The 19,713-nt window shown below is 54.3% G+C and carries 16 protein-coding genes and 1 pseudogene; 15 read left to right on the top strand and 2 right to left on the bottom strand.

Annotated elements, in window-relative coordinates; translation table 11 throughout:
• Positions 1-323: 323 nt before the first annotated feature.
• From DBR00_RS21475 to DBR00_RS11210, 8 genes and pseudogenes are all read left to right on the top strand, one after another.
• Positions 324-1,034: pseudogene (locus tag DBR00_RS21475) on the top strand (cache domain-containing protein); the annotation flags it as partial.
• Positions 1,035-1,157: 123 nt separating this feature from the next.
• Positions 1,158-1,892 carry a methyl-accepting chemotaxis protein gene (locus DBR00_RS21480; protein WP_371920653.1) on the top strand — a complete coding sequence of 245 codons (735 nt, stop codon included), beginning with the start codon at positions 1,158-1,160 and terminating at the stop codon, positions 1,890-1,892.
• 7 nt (positions 1,893-1,899) lie between these two features.
• Positions 1,900-2,517 carry a hypothetical protein gene (locus DBR00_RS11185; RefSeq protein WP_108486413.1) on the top strand — a complete coding sequence of 206 codons (618 nt, stop codon included), beginning with the start codon at positions 1,900-1,902 and terminating at the stop codon, positions 2,515-2,517.
• Positions 2,518-2,942: 425 nt separating this feature from the next.
• Positions 2,943-4,601 carry a nitrite/sulfite reductase gene (locus tag DBR00_RS11190; RefSeq protein WP_108486414.1) on the top strand — a complete coding sequence of 553 codons (1,659 nt, stop codon included), beginning with the start codon at positions 2,943-2,945 and terminating at the stop codon, positions 4,599-4,601.
• Entirely contained in the window at positions 4,585-5,082 is a 498-nt protein-coding gene (locus DBR00_RS11195; RefSeq protein ID WP_108486415.1) for a DUF934 domain-containing protein, read from the top strand. Before DBR00_RS11190 ends, DBR00_RS11195 begins: the two co-directional genes overlap by 17 nt.
• 118 nt (positions 5,083-5,200) lie before the next feature.
• A complete protein-coding gene (locus DBR00_RS11200; protein ID WP_218276615.1) occupies positions 5,201-7,030 on the top strand; it encodes a hypothetical protein in 1,830 nt (609 codons plus the stop codon).
• 104 nt (positions 7,031-7,134) lie between these two features.
• A complete protein-coding gene (locus DBR00_RS11205; RefSeq protein WP_108486416.1) occupies positions 7,135-9,003 on the top strand; it encodes a class I SAM-dependent DNA methyltransferase in 1,869 nt (622 codons plus the stop codon).
• Positions 8,975-9,949, top strand: coding sequence for a restriction endonuclease subunit S (locus DBR00_RS11210; protein WP_218276616.1), 975 nt, complete (start codon positions 8,975-8,977; stop codon positions 9,947-9,949). Before DBR00_RS11205 ends, DBR00_RS11210 begins: the two co-directional genes overlap by 29 nt.
• Positions 9,950-10,357: 408 nt before the next feature.
• Here DBR00_RS11210 and DBR00_RS11215 read toward each other — a convergent pair whose 3' ends face one another.
• Positions 10,358-11,116: a GntR family transcriptional regulator gene (locus tag DBR00_RS11215; protein WP_108486417.1), complete on the bottom strand. Its 759-nt coding sequence runs from the start codon at positions 11,114-11,116 to the stop codon at positions 10,358-10,360.
• A gap of 605 nt (positions 11,117-11,721) precedes the next feature.
• On the opposite strand from DBR00_RS11215, the gene DBR00_RS11220 reads away from it, so the two are divergent.
• Positions 11,722-13,071: an NCS2 family permease gene (locus DBR00_RS11220; protein ID WP_108486418.1), complete on the top strand. Its 1,350-nt coding sequence runs from the start codon at positions 11,722-11,724 to the stop codon at positions 13,069-13,071.
• A 69-nt stretch (positions 13,072-13,140) separates the two neighbouring features.
• Positions 13,141-13,767: a LysE family translocator gene (locus DBR00_RS11225; RefSeq protein WP_108486419.1), complete on the top strand. Its 627-nt coding sequence runs from the start codon at positions 13,141-13,143 to the stop codon at positions 13,765-13,767.
• A gap of 150 nt (positions 13,768-13,917) precedes the next feature.
• On the opposite strand, the gene uraH is transcribed toward DBR00_RS11225, so the two are convergent.
• Positions 13,918-14,301 (bottom strand): hydroxyisourate hydrolase, encoded by a 384-nt coding sequence (uraH, locus tag DBR00_RS11230; RefSeq protein ID WP_177479977.1) that lies wholly within the window; start codon positions 14,299-14,301, stop codon positions 13,918-13,920.
• A gap of 380 nt (positions 14,302-14,681) precedes the next feature.
• On the opposite strand from uraH, the gene puuE reads away from it, so the two are divergent.
• Genes puuE through DBR00_RS11255 form a run of 5 tightly spaced genes read left to right on the top strand, consistent with a single transcriptional unit; the run spans position 14,682 to position 19,113 of the window.
• A complete protein-coding gene (gene puuE, locus DBR00_RS11235; protein WP_108486421.1) occupies positions 14,682-15,623 on the top strand; it encodes an allantoinase PuuE in 942 nt (313 codons plus the stop codon).
• Positions 15,620-16,150, top strand: a complete 531-nt coding sequence (gene uraD / locus DBR00_RS11240; protein WP_108486422.1) for a 2-oxo-4-hydroxy-4-carboxy-5-ureidoimidazoline decarboxylase — start codon at positions 15,620-15,622, stop codon at positions 16,148-16,150. The genes puuE and uraD overlap by 4 nt, the downstream gene beginning before the upstream one ends.
• Before the next feature lie 49 nt (positions 16,151-16,199).
• Positions 16,200-17,195, top strand: a complete 996-nt coding sequence (gene alc, locus DBR00_RS11245; protein ID WP_108486423.1) for an allantoicase — start codon at positions 16,200-16,202, stop codon at positions 17,193-17,195.
• 59 nt (positions 17,196-17,254) lie between these two features.
• Positions 17,255-17,758 carry an ureidoglycolate lyase gene (locus DBR00_RS11250; protein WP_108486424.1) on the top strand — a complete coding sequence of 168 codons (504 nt, stop codon included), beginning with the start codon at positions 17,255-17,257 and terminating at the stop codon, positions 17,756-17,758.
• Between the two features lie 47 nt (positions 17,759-17,805).
• Positions 17,806-19,113 carry a urate hydroxylase PuuD gene (locus DBR00_RS11255; RefSeq protein ID WP_108486425.1) on the top strand — a complete coding sequence of 436 codons (1,308 nt, stop codon included), beginning with the start codon at positions 17,806-17,808 and terminating at the stop codon, positions 19,111-19,113.
• Positions 19,114-19,713 lie beyond the last annotated feature (600 nt).

The raw sequence follows: 19,713 nt of genomic DNA on the forward strand, positions 1-19,713 counted from the left end.
TTCTACAGTCTGTCCGAATGCAGGGATTTAAAAGACACAAGTCCAGCCAAATCACAGGCTTAACGTACAGCGGCGCAAATCCTAGCAGAGAACATGCGCCCCAGTACGGGCAACCGTGTGTCTTGTACCCACCTGACTTGCTGCAGCCAGCGGCTCTCTACACGGCGTTTATGCCCTGATTGGCCTAATGTCTAACGTAAGAAACGGCGCAGCACGCTTGTAAAAGCGCCTCATGGAAAAACACGGGAGCATCCCCCATGAATAGCTTACGCAGTCTGCCCATCAATCGTCGTCTTTGGCTGATACTGGCAGTGGCGATCATCATGCTGGTAATCCAGGGCGGCCTGTTACTTAAGCAGATTCACACCGACCTGCACGCAGCGAAAAGCGAAAAAACCCAGCATGTTGTACAGAGCGCAGCGGGCATCCTGAAGTTCTTTCAGGATCAAGAAGCAGCCGGCAGCCTTAGTCGTGAGCAAGCGCAGAAACAGGCGATGGAAGCCATACGCAGCATGCGCTATGCCGGCCAGGAGTACTTCTGGATCAATGATCAAACGCCAACGATGATCATGCACCCCACCAATCCCAAGCTTGAAGGGCAAAACCTGTCAGGTTTCAAGGACCCTGATGGCAAGGCACTGTTTAACGAGATGGTTGCGATCAGCAAGAGCCAAGGCTCAGGCCAGGTAAACTATCGCTGGCCCAAGCCTGGGGCCAGCGAGCCAGTCCCCAAGATTTCCTATGTGCAACTGTTCAAACCCTGGGGCTGGATCATCGGCTCAGGCGTCTATGTCGATGATGTGCAGGTCGAGTTCCAAGAGCACGCGCTGCACGCAATGTTGATCGGGCTGGTCATTACCGCGCTGGTCGCGCTAATCATTGTGTTGATCATTCGCAGCATCACCCAGCCACTGCAGCAAGCCGTTAACGCGATGATCAACATAGCCAGCGGTGATGGCGACCTTACACGCCACCTCGACACCCATGGCAGCGATGAGCTGTCCACCCTGGCCAGGCACTTCAATGCCTTTACCGAAAGACTGCGCCTGGTCATTCGACAGGCACTGGCATCTGCTAGCAAACTGGATAGTGCAGCCCGCGAACTTGGGCTGGTATCCAACCAGGCGCAACACTTCAGCGAACAACAATCACAGCAGATGCAGCAGATCGCCACAGCCATCAACGAGGTGACATATGGCGTACAAGATGTCGCGAAGAACGCAGAGCACGCCTCTTCGGAAGTGCATAACGCCGAAGAGCAGACACAGCAAGGTCAGCAAAACATTGAAAGCAGCCTGCGTCAGATCAATGATCTATCCACAACCATCAGCCAAGCGGTCAGCGTGATTCAGGCCTTGGCCCAGGAAAGTACACAAATTGGCAGCGTGCTCGAAGTAATCCGTTCAATTGCCGAACAGACCAACTTGCTGGCGCTCAACGCCGCGATTGAAGCGGCTCGCGCCGGCGAGCAAGGGCGCGGATTTGCGGTGGTTGCCGATGAGGTGCGCCTATTGGCTCAACGCACGCAAAAATCCACAGCTGAAATCCAGGTCATGATTGAACGCCTGCAAGGTAACTCTGAGGCGGCAGTAAAAGTTATCAACGAAAGCAGTCAAGCCTCACACCTGACGATTGAACAAGCCAGCCAAGCTGGCGGGAGCCTCATTCAGATCGCAGGCGGCTTGCGCAAACTCAGCGTGCTCAACACTTCCATCGCCAGCGCGACACTGCAACAATCCCACGTCGTCGAAGACATCAATCAGACTATTACCCAAGCGGCAGGCCTGGCTCATAACAATGCACAGGCCGCTCAGCAATCCAGTGTGGCGGGACAGCAGCTTGGCCTACTTGCCGAGCAGCTCAATAAACTCCTTGGGCAGTTCAGAGTATGAGACGTCGATGAGCAGCATGGAACATCAGGAAGTTGACCTGAGCAAACCGCAGAATCAGGACCTCATATGGGACCTGGACAGCATTGCGAGACGCGAGCTGGCGGAACGCTTTATCAAGCTGTTTGAGAACCGTCTATGCGTGTATTCGGAATCTACACGCCAGCTCTATACCAACTATGACCTGCATTTTCCCAGTGATCTGGGCCGCAAGATGGTCGTGTTACCAAACCCTTATGCCTTTCATGACACATTGCATGGCATCGAAGCTCATGCCGTACGCAAAACCGGCCTATGCGTTCTCCCCGGTATCGTGCTGCAAAAGCCCGGCTTACTACTAACCACGGTCATCAAAGACGGCGGTCCAACACCAAAGACCATGCCATTCAAACCCGCACTGGCGCAAATCATCAGCAACCAGAAAAAGACGGGGGATATTTTTCTGCCCATTATGATGAAAGGCGACCTACGCGAATTTGATCAACACATGCCCTACATCCACCTGCATCGCCTGCAGATCGGCCGTCTTGCACGCCTATCAACCTTCGAGCGCGATGATATCCAGCAGACCATTACTCGAAAGCTGCTGATGCTCTACCGCCAGGCCGACAGCCTGAGTTGCCATTGAGGCTGAGCGCAGGGCAATAAAAAAGCGAGCACCAGCCCACTGATGCCCGCCTTGTTGTATTGGTCGCCGGGTCTTACTGCTGACTGACCCAGAACACCGCAGTGGCGACAAAGATCAGAATCAAGGCAAAGATGGCCCTGGCATCGACCACGCTGTCAGCATTATCCGGTTCACTGTGTTCGGTCATGGACTACCCCTCTTGTTGTGTTTATGGGTGAAGCGCCTCTAGCAGTTAAGACCAGCGTGCGGGCTTCCTCAAGCCGTCCGGCTATGTTGGCTCGCGTCCTTATCACTTTAAGTTCTGTCCATATACTCAAACATCACTTTTGCGCATATCCCTGAACTGATATCTTCCACCGGCTCCGCAGGGAGTGCGCGGCCGTGCGCGCTGATTAGCTGTAAAAAGCCTGATAACAGGACACTCCATGTACGTATACGACCAGTACGATCAAAAAATCGTCGAAGACCGCGTTAAGCAGTTCCGCGATCAAACCCGCCGTTACCTTGCCGGTGAACTGAGCGGTGAAGAATTCCGCCCGCTGCGCCTGCAGAATGGCCTGTACATCCAGCGCTTTGCGCCCATGCTGCGCGTTGCCGTGCCGTACGGTCTGATGTCGTCCACCCAAGTGCGCATGATGGCCAAGATTGCCCGTGACTACGACAAGGGTTACGCGCACATCAGCACCCGTCAGAACGTCCAATTCAACTGGCCAGACCTGGAAGATGTGCCTGACATTCTTGCCGAGCTGGCCACCGTGCAGATGCATGCGATCCAGACCAGCGGCAACTGCATCCGCAATACCACCACCGACCAGTTCGCTGGCGTGGCCAAGGATGAAATCCTCGATCCGCGTCCGTGGTGCGAAATTATCCGTCAGTGGTCAACCTTCCACCCCGAGTTCACCCACCTGCCGCGCAAGTTCAAGATTGCCGTCAACGGTGCAGTGAGCGACCGTGCCGCGATTGAAGTGCACGACATCGGCCTGGAAGCGGTACAGAACGACACTGGCGAACTGGGCTTCCGTGTTTCCGTCGGTGGCGGCCTGGGCCGCACCCCGATCGTTGGCAGCTTTATCAACGAGTTCCTGCCATGGCAGCACCTGATCAGTTACCTCGACGCCATCCTGCGTGTGTACAACCGCTATGGCCGTCGTGATAACAAGTACAAGGCGCGCATCAAGATTCTGGTCAAGGCGTTGACCCCTGAAATCTTCGCCGAGCGAGTCAATGCTGAGTGGATCCACCTGAAAGACGGTCCGACCACCCTGACCGAAGCTGAAGTGGCTCGCGTTGCCGCGCACTTTATCGACCCGGCTTACAAAGCCCTCGAGGATCAGGATGTAACACTGGCTGCCCTGGATGCCGAACACCCAGGCTTTGCCCGCTGGCGTCAGCGCAACACCTTCGCCCATAAGAAACCGGGCTATGTGGCCGTGACTCTGTCGCTCAAGCCAACCGGCGTGGCACCGGGCGATGTCACCGACAAACAGTTTGACGCGATTGCCGACCTGGCCGACCGCTACAGCTTTGGCGAAGTGCGCAACAGCCACAACCAAAACATCATCCTCGCGGATGTTGAGCAGGCGCAGCTGTTCACCCTGTGGGGCGAACTGCGTGAAAACGGTTTCGCCACGCCGAACGTCGGCCTGCTAACCGACATCATCTGCTGCCCCGGCGGCGACTTCTGCTCGCTGGCCAACGCCAAGTCGATCCCAATTGCCGAAGCCATCCAGCGTCGTTTCGACGACCTGGATTACCTGTTCGATATCGGCAATATCGATCTGAATATCTCCGGCTGCATGAACGCCTGCGGTCACCACCACGTTGGCCATATCGGCATCCTCGGGGTGGACAAGAAAGGTCAGGAGTTCTATCAGGTATCGCTCGGCGGCAGCGCCGGTCGCGACGCGAGCCTGGCGCAGATCCTCGGCCCCTCCTTCGCCGAAGCGGACATGGCTGACGTGATCGACAAGATCGTCAAGGTCTATGTTGAGCGCCGCACCGAAGAGGAGAGTTTCCTCGACACCTTCCGCCGTATCGGTGTAGACCCGTTCAAGGAGCGCGTATATGCAGCGAATCATTAAGAACGCTCAGCTGATTGACGAAAGCTGGCACCTGCTGCCCAAGGACGCCACGCTGGACGGCATTCCCAACTGCGACGACCTGATCGTACCGCTGGGCTTGTGGGTCGAGCACAGCACCGCGCTCAAGGCCCGCGATGGCGGCCTGGGAGTGTGGCTGGATGCCGGAGAGGAAATCGAGGAAATCGCCGATCAACTGGATAACTTCCAGGTCATCGCGCTGAACTTCCCTGCTTTTACCGATGGCCGCCACTGCTCCACCGCCTACCTGCTGCGCAATCGTTACGGCTATAGAGGCGAAGTGCGCGCCATCGGCGATGTTCTGCGTGATCAGTTGTTCTCCTACCAGCGCGTTGGCTTCGATGCCTTTGCTCTGCGGGAAGACAAAGACCCAGTGGACGCTTTGAAAGCCTTCGAGGAATTCAGCGAGGTGTATCAGGCCTCCACCGATCAGCCGCTGCCGCTGTTCCGTCGGCGTGCCTGAAGACCTGGACCACAATAAAAAGCCCCGCATAAGCGCAAGCCGTTGGGTTAATCTGTTGAAAAAATGAAACGCATAGTCTTGAATGAGGCTGTGCGCTTCGTCTTTTCAGGGGTTGACTGTGCAGAAAAAATCTTCTGCGGGTGATGGTGATGCCATCAAGCCCTCAACCGTCCCCTCTCAAGCCACTAAAGGGGATCTGCACCCCGAGCATCCTCGGCGTCACAAGCGCCGCACCCCGGATGAATTCCATGGCATCCAGGTCAACTACTGTAAGAACCCACAATGCTCCAATTTCGGCGTGCCCATTGGCAAGAAAACAGCCATAGGAACGAATGCCTACCGGATCGTAGCCTCAGCTAAAGGTTTTCCGCAGGGGCATTGCAATGGCTGTGGCGAGCACTTTCCGCTAAAGAGTAATCAGGGCATCTACGAGGAGCTTTCACGCATGATGAAGGCTCTGGAGCCTGCTGAGCCAGCACCTTCTTGCCCAGTCACTTCATGTCGGAATCATGGGACGGAGGTTTCTCAGGGAAAAGCCTTCTACTCGTCGTTTGGTGTCACCTCCACGGGTAGTCAGCGCTACAAATGCAAAGCCTGCCAGAAGACCTTCTCCGTCAGCTCCAGGCCCCAGACTCGGCAGCGCCTGTCGCATAAGAACAAGACCCTGTTCAAGCTCATCGTCAACAAGACCCCGATCAGGCGAATGGCCGAAATCGCCGATATGGACGTCAAGACCGTCTATGCCAAGATCGATTTCATTCACCGTCAGTGCATGGCATTTGCGCAAAGCCGGGAATCTAAGCTGCCGGTGATGAGCTTTCCGCGCCTATATGTCAGCGTTGACCATCAGGACTATGTGATCAACTGGGTTAAGCGCGAAGACAAGCGGAACACTGTTCTAACAGCCGTCGCGACCGCAGAAAACACGACCCAATACATCTTTGCCATGCATCTGAACTTTGATCCCTCTGTTGATGCCATGGCAACAGAGGAAGATGCCGTTCAACGCTGTGATCATGAACTGCCGGCACCTTATAGGCGCTATGCAAGGCTATGGACGCAGGCTGACTATGAGAAGACAGTCAAAATTTCAAAAGCCGCCAAGAGCAAGAAAACCCTTTCAAGCTCCATTGAGTCCACATACCAGGCGGCTGAAGAGCGTGATGACATTGAAAGCCCAGACGAAATAATCTCAACCGAGAAGCTGCCCGAAATGGGTATGCAGGTGCACTCGGAATACACGCTGTATGCGCACTTCATGTACCTGAGCCACCTTTTTCAGGGTGCTGAGAAAGTCCGAATCTTCATGGATCAGGACTCAGGCATCCGAGCGGCTTGCCTTGCGGCCTTCAAAGAGCGCATCAAGGAGCGAGCTGCTGACTCCTTTTATGTGAGCATCAACAAGGAATTTACGGTTGATGAGAAGCGCCGCGCAGTAGCTGAGGCCAAGAAGACCATTGCCAAGCTCATGAAAGATGAGGGTATTGAGAACAAGCAAGATGCCATCCTCACGCTACTCAAGAGAAGAATTTCGGAAGCGCAGATTCTGGGGAAGTGGAAAGATCGCTGGGTATTTCACCCATTAGCAACGATGAGTGAGCCCGAGAAGGCCATGTGCCATCTGACCGACCTAGGTGGGTATGACGAAAATCATTTAGCCTGGCTTTACAACAAGGCCAGCCTACATGGTGTGGATGCGTATTTTAACCAGGTCAGGAGGCGTCTCTCACTGCTTGAGCGGGGCATTCACACCAGCTCAAACTCTGGGCGCGTTTGGAATGGTTATGCCCCCTATAACCCAAGCATGGTTCAGAAGATGCTTGATGTGTTGAGGGTTGTTCACAATTTCACGCTTGCAGGCGCGACAGATAAGAAAACGCCAGCAATGCGAATTGGACTTGCAAATGCCGTGATAACTTATGAGGACATTCTGTATTGGAAATCATAACTATTTATTTGCGATTGACAACCTGATTTCGTTACATGTTAATTGACCGCTTTCGAATGCGACTATAAAATCGCATAATACTAATAGAACGCGGCGAATCCCCAATGGCTAACGAAAGAATTACAGAAAACCTAATACGAGAAAAGCTAAGGGCTCTTGGGCATGGCTCTCCATCTGGCGACACAATAATAGAAGAACAGAAAAGCCAGATAGCTGAGGTCACAAAGCTATTGAAAAATGCCAGCAAGCAAGGCGCTGGAGGAAAGGGGGCTCCGGAATTTATTGTCAGTTCCGCATCCTCTCCTGACTTTATTATTGTAGTCGAATGCAAAGCAAAAACGCTCCAGCACGAAAGCACGGGAAGAGATAAGCCTGCCGGCTATGCAGTCGATGGAGCGGTTCATTATGCAAGTTTTTTATCAAAGTCATTCAATGTTATATCAATAGGCGCTAGCGGTCAGTCTGACGCCGAACTGATGATTTCTACATTCCTTTGGCCGAAGGGCGTTGACTCATACAAGGAGTTGACAAATGAGGCGGGTGAGTCGGTAAAAGAAATAATTAAGTTTGACGACTATGTACGACTTGGGTCATACGATCCAGAGGTTACCCATAAACGACATCAAGACCTCATGGCCTTTAGTCGTGATATTCACGACTTCATGAGAGACCATGCAAAGCTAACAGAGTCTGAAAAGCCACTTCTTGTGAGTGGTACGTTAATAGCATTAAAGGATCCCATTTTCTCCAAGACATTTGAGATGTACGATCCGGCTGCCTTGCAGAAGCGCTGGATCGCAGTTATTTCGGAGCAGTTAAAGGCAGCAAAGATTCCAGGCGAGAAAGAAATAAACATGGTACAGCCGTACTCAAGTATAGCTGTACACCCAGAGCTTGGGAGAGCAACCGCTAAATTCCCTAAGGGCATCCTTTTCGAGTTGATACGGATGTTAAATGAAAAGGTATGGCCATTCGTTTCTATATACCATGACTTTGACGTAGTAGGTCAGTTTTATGGTGAGTTCTTGAAATATACGGGAGGGGACAAAAAGGCACTCGGTATTGTGCTTACTCCCAGGCATGTCACTGAGCTATTTGCTCATATAGGTGACGTAAAAAAAGACTCGAAAGTACTTGATACCTGCACCGGGACAAGCGGTTTTCTCATTTCTTCTATGCAAAAAATGCTCCGTCAAGCATTAACAGAAGAGGATCGAGAGAGCATCAAGAAGAATGGCCTAATAGGTGTTGAGCAGCAGCCAGGAATGTATGCTCTAGCAGCCTCAAATATGATATTGAGAGGCGACGGAAAGGCAAATCTTTATCAAGGATCGTGTTTTGACAAAGCAATAACTGAAGCGGTGAAAGCACACGAGTGTACTGTTGGCATGATTAATCCGCCTTATTCCCAAGGCGATGTGGACTTGCACGAGCTGAGATTTATAGCTCACATGCTCGACTGCCTTAAAGAGGGCAGTCGAGGGATCGCAATTGTTCCAATATCTTGCGCAATATCGCCGAACCCCGTGCGCGACGAAATACTTAAAAACCACACCCTTGATGCTGTCATGTCCATGCCGCAAGAGTTGTTTTATCCTGTTGGCGTTGTCACTTGCATAATGGTATTTATTGCGAAAAAACCGCACGCAGAATCCAAGAAAGACACCTGGTTTGGGTATTGGAAGAATGATGGCTTTGTAAAAACTAAAAACAAGGGGAGAATTGATATTAACAATACATGGTCTAAAACCATGGAGCGCTGGATAGACAATTATGAGAACAGAAGGGTCATTCCTGGTGAGAGTGTTTCCAAAAAAGTAACTGCCAAGGACGAATGGTGTGCTGAGGCATACATGGAGACTGATTACTCAGGGCTGTCAAAAATAGACTTCGAAAGGGAGCTTAAAAAATATGTAGTATTTAAAATATTAAGTGACTGTGAAGATGATGGTGATGACAATGATGAGGCTTGATAAATTATTTGAAATTACCTATGGAAATAAATTCGACTACAACAAAATGACAGGATCATCAAATAAGGATGATGGAATTAATTTTGTCGGACGGTCAAGTAGAAATCACGGCGTAAGTGGCGTTGTTGAAAAATTCAAAAACGTTGAGCCATATGATAAAGGGCTTATTACCGTATCGCTTGGCGGATCAAAGCTTCTATCTGCATTCATACAGGACGCCCCATTTTATACGGCCCAAAATGTCGCAGTTTTGAAGCCTTTGCGCGAAATGTCTTTTCAGCAAAAACTTTATATTTGCCTCTGTATACGACACAACAGATTTCGATATAGCGCGTTTGGCAGAGAGGCTAATAGAACGCTCAAGTCAATAATAATTCCCGCCTTAGATGATTTTCCTGATTGGTTGTCTCAGGAGCCTGATCTTGAGATTGAAAGTCTTAGATCTAGTGCAAATAATGCATTCATTGATCTTGATGTCAGTAAGTGGAAATATTTTTCACTTGGCGATCTATTTTCAATAAGCAAAGGAAAGCGCCTGACAAAAGCAAATATGACAGAGGGCTTAACACCGTACATAGGAGCGTCAGATTCCCACAATGGTGTTACAGCTAGAATTGGGCAAGAAGCAATTCACAAGGGAGGCACAATCAGCGTAAGTTACAATGGGTCGGTTGCTGAAGCGTTTTATCAACCCAGTCCATTTTGGGCCACTGACGATGTAAATGTTTTAAATCCAAATTTTGAAATGAGCGCAGAGACTGCTATTTTCTTATGCACAATAATAAGAATGGAGAAATATAGATACAATTTTGGAAGAAAATGGCACTTAGAGCGCATGAGGGAATCGTTTATTAAGCTTCCAGCTGTTGGTGATGGCCAGCCAGATTATGATTTTATGGAGCGCTACATAAAAAGCTTGGCTTACAGCAGTCAAATTGGCAACTAGATTAATTATTAATATTGCATCAGAGTTTTCCGCAATGGAATCCACGAGAGGCTGACCAGTAATACTGGTCAGCCTTTATTCCATCTACCCCTCTCAAAGATTGCTCGATAACCCATGATGTTTAAATCTTTTTATCCTCCGCAGGAGCAAGCGGTTGCTAAACGCAAGAGTGGCTTTAGCAAATGCGAAGTAACCTGATTGAATATAGGGGAAGTTTTGATTGGCGGCGTGTAGCGCTACTACGCCGTTTGACGTGTTCAGCTTAGTTAACGGAAGGCGGGGTGAGGTTTTCCCAACCCCGCCGCCGCTTACCATTTTAGCGCTGAAATAACGGCTAAATTTTTCAACAGATTAACCCAACGGCTTGGCATAAGCGGGGCTTTTTATTGTGGTGAACTCACGGCCGAATTAGCGGCCTGACGCTTTTTTCTTCCCGCTGGGCAATAAGTGGGAAAACACTGCATGCAAGTCGTCTGATGCGGTTTCGCCATCCAGATTGAGCTTCGCATCCACACTGTCCATATGACGCATCATCAGGTCGACCGCCACATCCACATTGCCGGCTTCAATCGCATCGATGACCTGATCATGCTCGGCATCCGAACAATGAGTGCGACTGTTGCTTTCGTACAAGGCGATGATCAGTGAGGTCTGCGAAATCAGGCTGCGCAGAAAGCCCAGCAAGGTCAAGTTGCCAGCCGCTTCGGCGAGCTTCAGGTGGAACTCACCGGACAGACGAATACCCATGCCACGGTCACCACGGGCGAAACAGTCGCGCTCATTGATCACCATCTGGCGCAGCGCGGCAATCTGCTCAGGCTTGGCATTCTTGCAGGCCAGTTCGGTAATCGCGCGCTCGATCATCCGCCGCACATAGAAGATCTGCCGGGCTTCTTCCGCCCCCGGGCTGGCCACTACCGCACCACGGTTCGGGCGCAGTAGCACCACCCCTTCATGGGCCAGGCGCGACAGTGCACGGCGGATGATGGTGCGACTGACGCCGAAGATTTCACCGAGCGCCTCTTCACTGAGCTTGGTGCCAGGCGCCAGACGCTGCTCAAGAATGGCATCAAAGATATGGGCGTAAACGACATCGTCCTGAGTCCCGCTGCGAGTGCTTTTGCCTTCGCGCGTCTGCTTCTTTAGGGGCTGCAATTGTTCGTTCATTGTGGCTCGCGTGATCTGGATTCGGCGTTGCTGATGCAACTCTACTGTGTGTTACCCACTGGTTGGCAAGGTAAGTCAGTGAAAAGTCACAGATAAAAGCCATTGCATTGTACACAATGTGATCAGCGCGTACACAGCCATCACGGCATAACACCCCTGCAATTGTGCATTAGCAGACCTTTTCTGGCCTTGGTGCACAGGGCTGCGCGCGCAGCAGGAAAGAACACCGCTCGCGGCATACATCTTCTCTGCACAAAAGCCACCTGCGCATCACCGTAAACGTCTTGTGGTGTACGACAGATGTTGCGCCAAGCCAGGAGAAATGGGCACTTGGCAGGTTTCGCCCGCCTTTCTCTAACCCCGGCCACCGTGATCTCGGTAACTCATCTGTTTTGCATAGATAAAAACCGAGTACATCCTTTATTTTAAAAAGAAACATTATTTGCTTTTTTTGTATACAACATCATAATCGGCGCAGTGCGATTTATTGACCAGAAAGTCAGCTAAGCGCGCCAGCAAGCCCTAAAGCACCACCTACCTCAAGAGTCGAGCAGTGCGCAGCACAGGCTCTGGGTGGCACACAACAAGAGATGAGGAGCACCCCTGTGGAAAGCGCTAAACAAGAACAACACGCAACCTACGCAGTGACCCCGCCAGGCGCTGGTTTAATTGAACGCCTGTTCAAACTCAGCCAGCACCGCACCACAATCAAGACCGAGCTGGCCGCCGGCCTGACCACTTTTATCACCATGGCCTACATCATCTTCGTCAACCCCAACATCATGGCCGATGCCGGCATCGACCATGGCGCAGCCTTTGTGGCTACCTGCCTGGCAGCTGCAGTCGGCTGCTTCCTGATGGGCCTGTATGCCAACTGGCCAGTCGGCCTGGCACCAGGCATGGGCCTAAACGCTTTCTTTACCTACACCGTAGTCGGCGAGATGGGCTACAGCTGGGAAACCGCGCTCGGTGCAGTGTTCCTATCTGGCGTGCTGTTTATGATCCTGACCTTCTCGCGGATCCGCGAATGGCTGCTTAACAGCATCCCCAGCAGCTTGCGTTTCGCCATGGGCGCAGGGGTTGGTCTATTCCTTGGGCTGATCGGCCTGAAAACCGCTGGTATCGTAGTCGCCAGTCCGGCAACCCTGATCAAGTTAGGCGACCTGACCAGCGCCGGCCCTCTGTTGGCGGCCATCTGCTTCCTGATGATTGCCATTCTTGAGTACCACCGCGTGTTCGGCGGCATCCTTATCAGCATCCTCGCCGTCACCCTGGCTGGCTGGGGTTTGGGTATGGTCGAATACGGCGGCCTGTTCTCTATGCCACCGAGTCTGGCCCCAACTTGGCTGGCGATGGATGTAGCAGGTGCCTTCGAAGTGGGCATGATCAGCGTGATTCTGGCCTTCCTCTTCGTGCACATGTTCGACACCGCCGGCACCCTGATGGGTGTTGCGCAACGCGCCAAGCTGGTGGATGAGAACGGTCATATCGAAAACCTCAGCAAGGCGATGAAAGCCGACAGTACCTCTAGTGCACTGGGTGCCCTGGTCGGCTGCCCGCCTGTCACCAGCTACGTGGAAAGTGCCGCCGGCGTTGCAGCCGGTGGTCGTACTGGCCTGACCGCAGTCACCGTCGGCGTGCTGTTTATCGCCGCGATGTTCTTCGCCCCACTGGCTGGCATGATCCCGGCTTACGCCACTGCTGGCGCGCTGATCTATGTTGCGATGCTGATGATGAGCGGCATGGCGCACATCGACTGGGAAGACCACACCAACACCATCCCGGCCATCATCACCGTGGTGATGATGCCGCTAACCTTCTCGGTTACCGATGGTCTGGCGCTGGGCTTTATCACCTTCGTGGCACTGAAACTGTTTACCGGTCGCTATAAAGAAATCACCATCAGCCTGTACGCACTGGCGGCGATCTGCCTCGCCAAGTTCATCTTCCTGTAAGGTTTACTGACGAGCACCCGAGCCCCTGCGCACTGCGTCGGGGCTTTTGCATATGTGGAGAAATGCGCAATGAGTCTGGAAACCTGGCTGCTGTTCAGCAGCGCCGCCTTGATCGTGATCCTGATCCCGGGGCCACTGTCGCTGCTGATGGTCAGCAACAGCCTGAACTACGGCCTGCGTCGCTCGGCCCCAGCGTTTCTGGGTGGTGTATCGGCGTCCATCTGCCTGCTCAGCGCATCGGCGCTGGGGCTGGGTGCGCTGCTGCTGGCGTCCGAGCAGCTGTTCAGCCTGTTGAAGATTGTCGGCGCGCTCTATCTGTTCTACCTCGCCTGGCAGAACTGGCAGGAATCACGCAAAACCGCCAAGCCGGTGACGGCCGAAGAGCAGCCGGTTAACCCGAGCGTTCGCGGCATGTTCTGGAAGGCCTTTGGTCTGGGTGCCAGCAACCCTAAGGACATCCTGTTCTTTGCCGCCTTTCTGCCGCAGTTTATCAACGCCGAACGGCCCATGCTTAGTCAGTTGCTGGTAATGATCGCCACCTGGGCGGCGTTGGATCTGGCCTGCAAGCTGTTCTATGGCCTCAGCGCCCAAGGCGCCGCGCATTACCTGCGCTCGGGCAAGGGCCAGGTGTGGTTCAACCGCATCAGTGCTGCCTTGTTCGGCGCTGCTGGCGCTGCATCGCTGCTTAGTCGCTGACGTTAAGACTGAACTCGCGAAGTCCGAAGTCCTGGGCTTCGCGCACCTCCCCCGCCCTACTCAGCCCCTCAAATCGCAGGCCAAAAAAAGCCCGCAGTGTGGACGGGCTAGGGACTCTTAAATTGAGTCAGAGGGTGACAAGCATTCGGTTCAGCTACCGCGATAGGTGGAATAGCTGTACGGAGAAATCAGCAACGGCACGTGGTAATGCTCCTGAGCAGCATCGATACCAAAGCGCAGCACTACCACATCCAGAAAAGCCTGCTCAGGCAATTTGACGCCGCGCGCACGGTAATAGTCGCCCGCATGGAAATGCAGCTGGTAAACCCCGCTGCGGTAGTCTTCACCTTGTAGCACCGGGGCATCACAGCGCCCATCGTGGTTGGTGACTACGCTGGTCAGCAGCTCTAGCTGAGCCCCTTCAACGCGATACAGTTCGATCTTCAGTTCGCTGCCAGGGCAACCGTGGGCAGCATCCAGTACGTGTGTAGTCAATCGTCCCATTGCATATGGGCATCTGCCTGAACCGGCCAGCACAGACGCCGCACCTCCTCTACTTTTATTTAAATTCGCCAGAGCAGTCAGAGCAGCAGCCGTAACGACTGCTCAGCAGAGCATCTGAACCAGAGAATAAGACATTCGCACCAATAATTGTACACAATAATTCGATATTTATGCTTTAAGAGTCGGCTTAAAGCAAACCTAAATCATGGATAAGCGCTTGCCAGCTCTGGTTTTATCGTAAAACTCCTGACGCCCTGGACAAATTCGTCGACAACGCACTTTTTCACAAAATAAGTGAACTTTCGATTTACAAGATGCAGATCACTTTGTATACAATTAGCCCATCACGGTCGTGCAGCGTATCCATGCCTGCCCAATGACCGCCACAAACAGCAAGAAGGAAGACTGCAGTGAGCGCTGACTACCCACGCGACCTGATCGGTTATGCCAACAACCCGCCCCATCCGCACTGGCCCAACGATGCACGCATCGCCCTGTCGTTTGTTCTCAATTATGAAGAAGGCGGTGAACGCAACATCCTGCACGGCGATAAGGAATCCGAGGCGTTTCTCTCGGAGATGGTGGCAGCGCAACCGCTGCAGGGGCAGCGCAACCTGTGCATGGAATCGCTCTACGAGTATGGCAGCCGTGCCGGCGTCTGGCGTCTGCTTAACCTGTTTCAGAAGCACAACATCCCGCTGACCATTTTTGCCGTGGCCATGGCCGCGCAGCGTCATCCAGATGCGATCAAGGCGATGGTCGACGCAGGCCACGAGATCTGCAGCCACGGCTACCGCTGGATCGACTACCAGAACATGAGCGAGGCCGAAGAGCGCGAGCATATGCTCGAAGCCATCCGCATCCTGACTGAATTGACTGGCGAACGCCCGGTGGGCTGGTACACCGGCCGCCTCGGGCCGAACACTCGCCGCCTGGTCCGTGAAGAAGGTGGCTTTCTGTATGACAGCGACACCTACGACGATGACCTGCCCTACTGGGACCCGGCCAGCACCCTGGACAAACCACACCTGGTGATCCCTTACACACTCGACACCAACGACATGCGTTTCACCCAGGTGCAGGGCTTCAATAAGGGCGATGACTTCTTCGAATACCTGAAAGACGCCTTCGATGTGCTTTACGCCGAAGGCGTGGCCGGCGCGCCGAAGATGCTTTCGATCGGCATGCATTGCCGCCTGCTCGGCCGTCCGGCGCGTCTGGCATCACTGGCGCGCTTCCTTGAATACGTGCAAAGCCACGAACAAGTCTGGTGCGCCCGCCGCGTCGACATTGCCAAACACTGGTACGCGACCCATCCGCTGCAAGAGCCATCCAAGGAGAGCTCGAAATGAGCCGTTTTCAAACCCTGACCCCGTCCCGTTTGAGCCGTGAAGACTTCGTCAACGTCTTCGCCGATATCTACGAGCACTCGCCCTGGGTCGCCGAGAAGGCTTTTGACCTAAGCCAGGACGCCGGGAGCCCGGACGCCAGCATCGACGAAATCAACGGCCTGCATCAGCGCATGGCCGACCTGTTGCTCAGTGCCAGCCACGCTGCACAGCTGGCGCTGATCAATGCTCACCCGGATCTGGCCGGCAAGGCAGCCGTTCGTGGTGAGTTAACTGCCTCTTCGACGTCGGAGCAGGCTGGTGCGGGCATTCATGAATGCACCGCAGAAGAGTTCGCCCGCTTTACCGAACTGAACGATGCCTACAAGGCCAAGTTCGGCTTCCCCTTCATCATGGCGGTGAAAGGCAGCAATCGGCACCAGATCCTGGCGGCCTTCGAGGAGCGGATTCACAACTCCCCGGAGCAGGAATTCGCCTGCGCCCTGGCCGAGATCAACAAGATCGCGCTGTTCCGCTTGCAGCAGCTGTAGGCCGCAAGCCCACCGCCCTCCCCAACGCCACCACTAAGGCAGACATTTCATGAAAGCTTACGCCGTACCCTTTGAGAAATACGTCAACCTCGCCGACGCACGCCTGGGCACCAAGGCCATCTCGGTCACCGACGACTGGTTCGCCGACGTCAACCGTCTGTTCCAGCCGACTCCGGCCGTATGGAAGGAGGGCGTGTTCGATGACAACGGCAAGTGGATGGATGGCTGGGAGTCGCGCCGCAAGCGCTTCGAAGGTTACGACAGCGCGGTGATCCGCCTGGGCGTACCGGGCTCGATCAAGGGTGTGGACATCGACACCAGCTTCTTCACCGGTAACTTCCCGCCGTCGGCATCCCTGGAAGGCTGCTTTGTCGCTGAAGGCGACCCGACCGACGCCACCGAGTGGACTGAAGTACTGGCCGCAGTCGAGCTGCAAGGCAACAGCCACCACTACCACGAAATCAATAACGCCCAGGCCTTCACCCACCTGCGCTTCAACATCTACCCGGACGGTGGCGTCGCTCGTCTACGCGTCTACGGCGTACCGTTCCGTGACTGGTCGAACGTAGGTGACAACGAAGAAGTTGACCTGGCTTCCGCACTTAATGGCGGGCGTGCGCTGGCCTGCTCGGATGAGCACTTCGGCCGCATGAGCAACATCCTCAATCCGGGCCGTGGCATCAACATGGGCGACGGCTGGGAAACTGCACGCCGCCGTACGCCAGGTAACGACTGGGTGATTGTCGCCCTCGGCCATCCGGGCGAAATCGAGCGCATCGTCGTCGATACCTTGCACTTCAAAGGCAACTACCCGGACAGCTGCTCGATCCAGGGCGCCTTCGTCAAAGGCGGCACCGACAGCCAGATCGAAACCCAGAGCCTGTTCTGGCGCGAGCTGCTGCCAAGCCAGAAGCTGCAAATGCACGCCGAACACGAGTTCAGCGAGCAGATCAACGCCCTCGGCCCAATCACCCACGTACGGGTGAACGTGTTCCCGGACGGTGGCATCAGCCGTCTGCGCCTGTTCGGCAAAGTCGCCAAGTAAGCCATTAAACCCCTCTCCCATTGGGAGAGGGGCATAAACGAACGAACAAGAAGACCCACATGCGCACATTGATCATCGAGCCGCTGAGCAAAGAAGCCTTCGCCCCCTTTGGTGACGTTATCGAAACCGAAGGCAGCGAGTACTTCATGATCAACAATGGCTCCACTCGCCGTTATCACAAACTGGCTACGGTCGAGACCGCACAGCCAGAGGATAAGGCGATCATCAGCATCTTCAGTGCCGAGGCACTGGATATGCCGCTGACCATTCGCATGCTGGAGCGCCATCCGCAGGGCAGTCAGGCGTTTATCCCACTGCTCGGCAACCCCTTTCTGATCGTGGTCGCGCCACTTGGCGATGCACCTGAATCAGAGTTGGTCCGCGCCTTCCGCAGCAACGGCAGGCAGGGCATTAATTACCATCGCGGCGTTTGGCACCACCCGGTGCTGACGATCGAAAAGCGGGATGACTTCCTGGTGGTTGATCGCAGTGGTTCTGGCAACAACTGCGATGAGCATTTCTTTACCGACGACGAGCAACTGCTCCTCGCCCCCCACCAATAAGAGAAGCCCAGCATCGGCGTGCCGGCACTGGGAAAGAGGTACTGATTGTGGAAGCGCATTTGACTGAATGGCTGAACCTGGGCATCCGCTGGATCCATATGATCACCGGCATCGCCTGGATCGGCGCATCCTTCTATTTCGTCTGGCTGGAAAACAACCTCAACCGCAGCAACCCGCGCGAAGGCCTGTCGGGTGACCTCTGGGCGATTCACGGTGGCGGTATCTACCACCTGGAAAAGTACAAGTTGGCTCCGCCCAAAATGCCGGAAAACCTGCACTGGTTTAAATGGGAAGCCTATTTCACCTGGCTGTCGGGTGTGGCACTGATGCTGGTGGTCTACTACCTCAACCCGAGCCTGTACCTGGTTAAACCGGGCGTTGATCTGGCCCCGGAAATGGCCATTGCCATTGGCTTCGGTTCGATGGTGGCGGGCTATGTGGCGTATCACTTCCTCTGCGACTCGCCGCTGGGCAAGCGCCCGGCCCTGCTTGGCGCCGTGCTGTTCGTGCTGATCATCGCGGCCGCTTATGGCTTCAGCCAGATATTCAGCGGCCGCGCTGCCTATATCCATGTCGGCGCGATCATCGGCACCATCATGGTCGGCAACGTGTTCTTCACCATCATGCCGGCCCAGCGCGCGCTGGTTAAGGCCATCGAAGACAACACCACGCCGGACCCGACCCTCCCAGCCAAAGGCCTGCTGCGTTCACGCCACAACAACTACTTCACCCTGCCGGTGCTGTTCATCATGATCAGCAACCACTTCCCGAGCACCTACGGCAGCCCATACAACTGGCTGATTCTGGCGGGCATCGCGATGCTAGCGGTCCTGGTACGCCACTACTTCAACACCCGCCATGACAGCAGCAAATACGTCTGGACTCTACCTGCCGCCGCACTGGGCATGATCTGCCTGGCGTTTGTCACCGGGCCGAGCATGAAAGCCGCCAGCACCGAAGCGCCCCAAGCAGCCGCTATTACCTATGCAAAAATTCCGGCCACTGCCGTAAGCGGTAATCCGCAGGTAGCGAAGGCAGCTGAACCCGCCAGCACACCTGCTGAGCCAGCAGCCACCGCACCAGCGGTAGCAGCTGTCGAGTTTGCTAAGGTCAGCAGCGTGATTCAGGAACGCTGCAGCGTCTGTCACTCGGCCACACCGAGCAGCCCACTGTTCAGCGCACCACCGGCCGGCTTCATGCTCGACACCCCTGAGCAGATCAAAGCGCAAGCCGCAAAGATTCATGCGCAAAGCGTGGCTTCACAGATCATGCCGCTGGGCAACATCACCCAGATGACCCAGGAAGAACGCGAGCTGATCGGCTCATGGATCGACCAAGGCGCACAAATCAACTGATTAACAAAAAGCCGCATCCTCGGATGCGGCTTTGGCTGTCCCTTATGCGCTGCTTTTGTGCACCAGACACACCCACCCCAAGCCCTCGACCTCCCCTCGTAAACCCTCTCCAACATTGTTGTAGACCACGACTGACGTGGCCTGCAGGCAACTTCGTCGACACCTACTTTTTGTGCACAATGTTTAAATAAATTGTTTTAAAGGCTGTAAACAAATTGTTATAGTTAGACCCTTCTGACCCGCAGGACAACTTCCTGCCTGATCAGCTGGAGGCACCGTGAAGCCTCGTGTAAGCCAATGACCAAGAACAACAACTGGCAGGCTATGACATGACCACGCTCGCAGCATCCATACCCCAGTCACGCCTGGACTCCGCTGGCATACAACGCCACAGCCAGCACATCTCAGTTTTTCACCCCGCCGCGCAGTCGCTTTCCAGCGGGGCGGCAAGCCCCCAACAACTGCCGCGATGCCAAGCACCGCCTGCCCATACGCAGTTCCCGCGTACACGACTGATTTACCGTTTCTCCGCTTGATCCACTGTCTGGTTTTGCGGCTTGCCGCAGAGACGAGCAACCTTGTAAATCCACAATAAGGAAA

Source organism: Pseudomonas sp. HMWF032 (genome assembly GCF_003060885.1).
In the GTDB taxonomy this organism is placed as follows: Bacteria; Pseudomonadota; Gammaproteobacteria; order Pseudomonadales; family Pseudomonadaceae; genus Aquipseudomonas.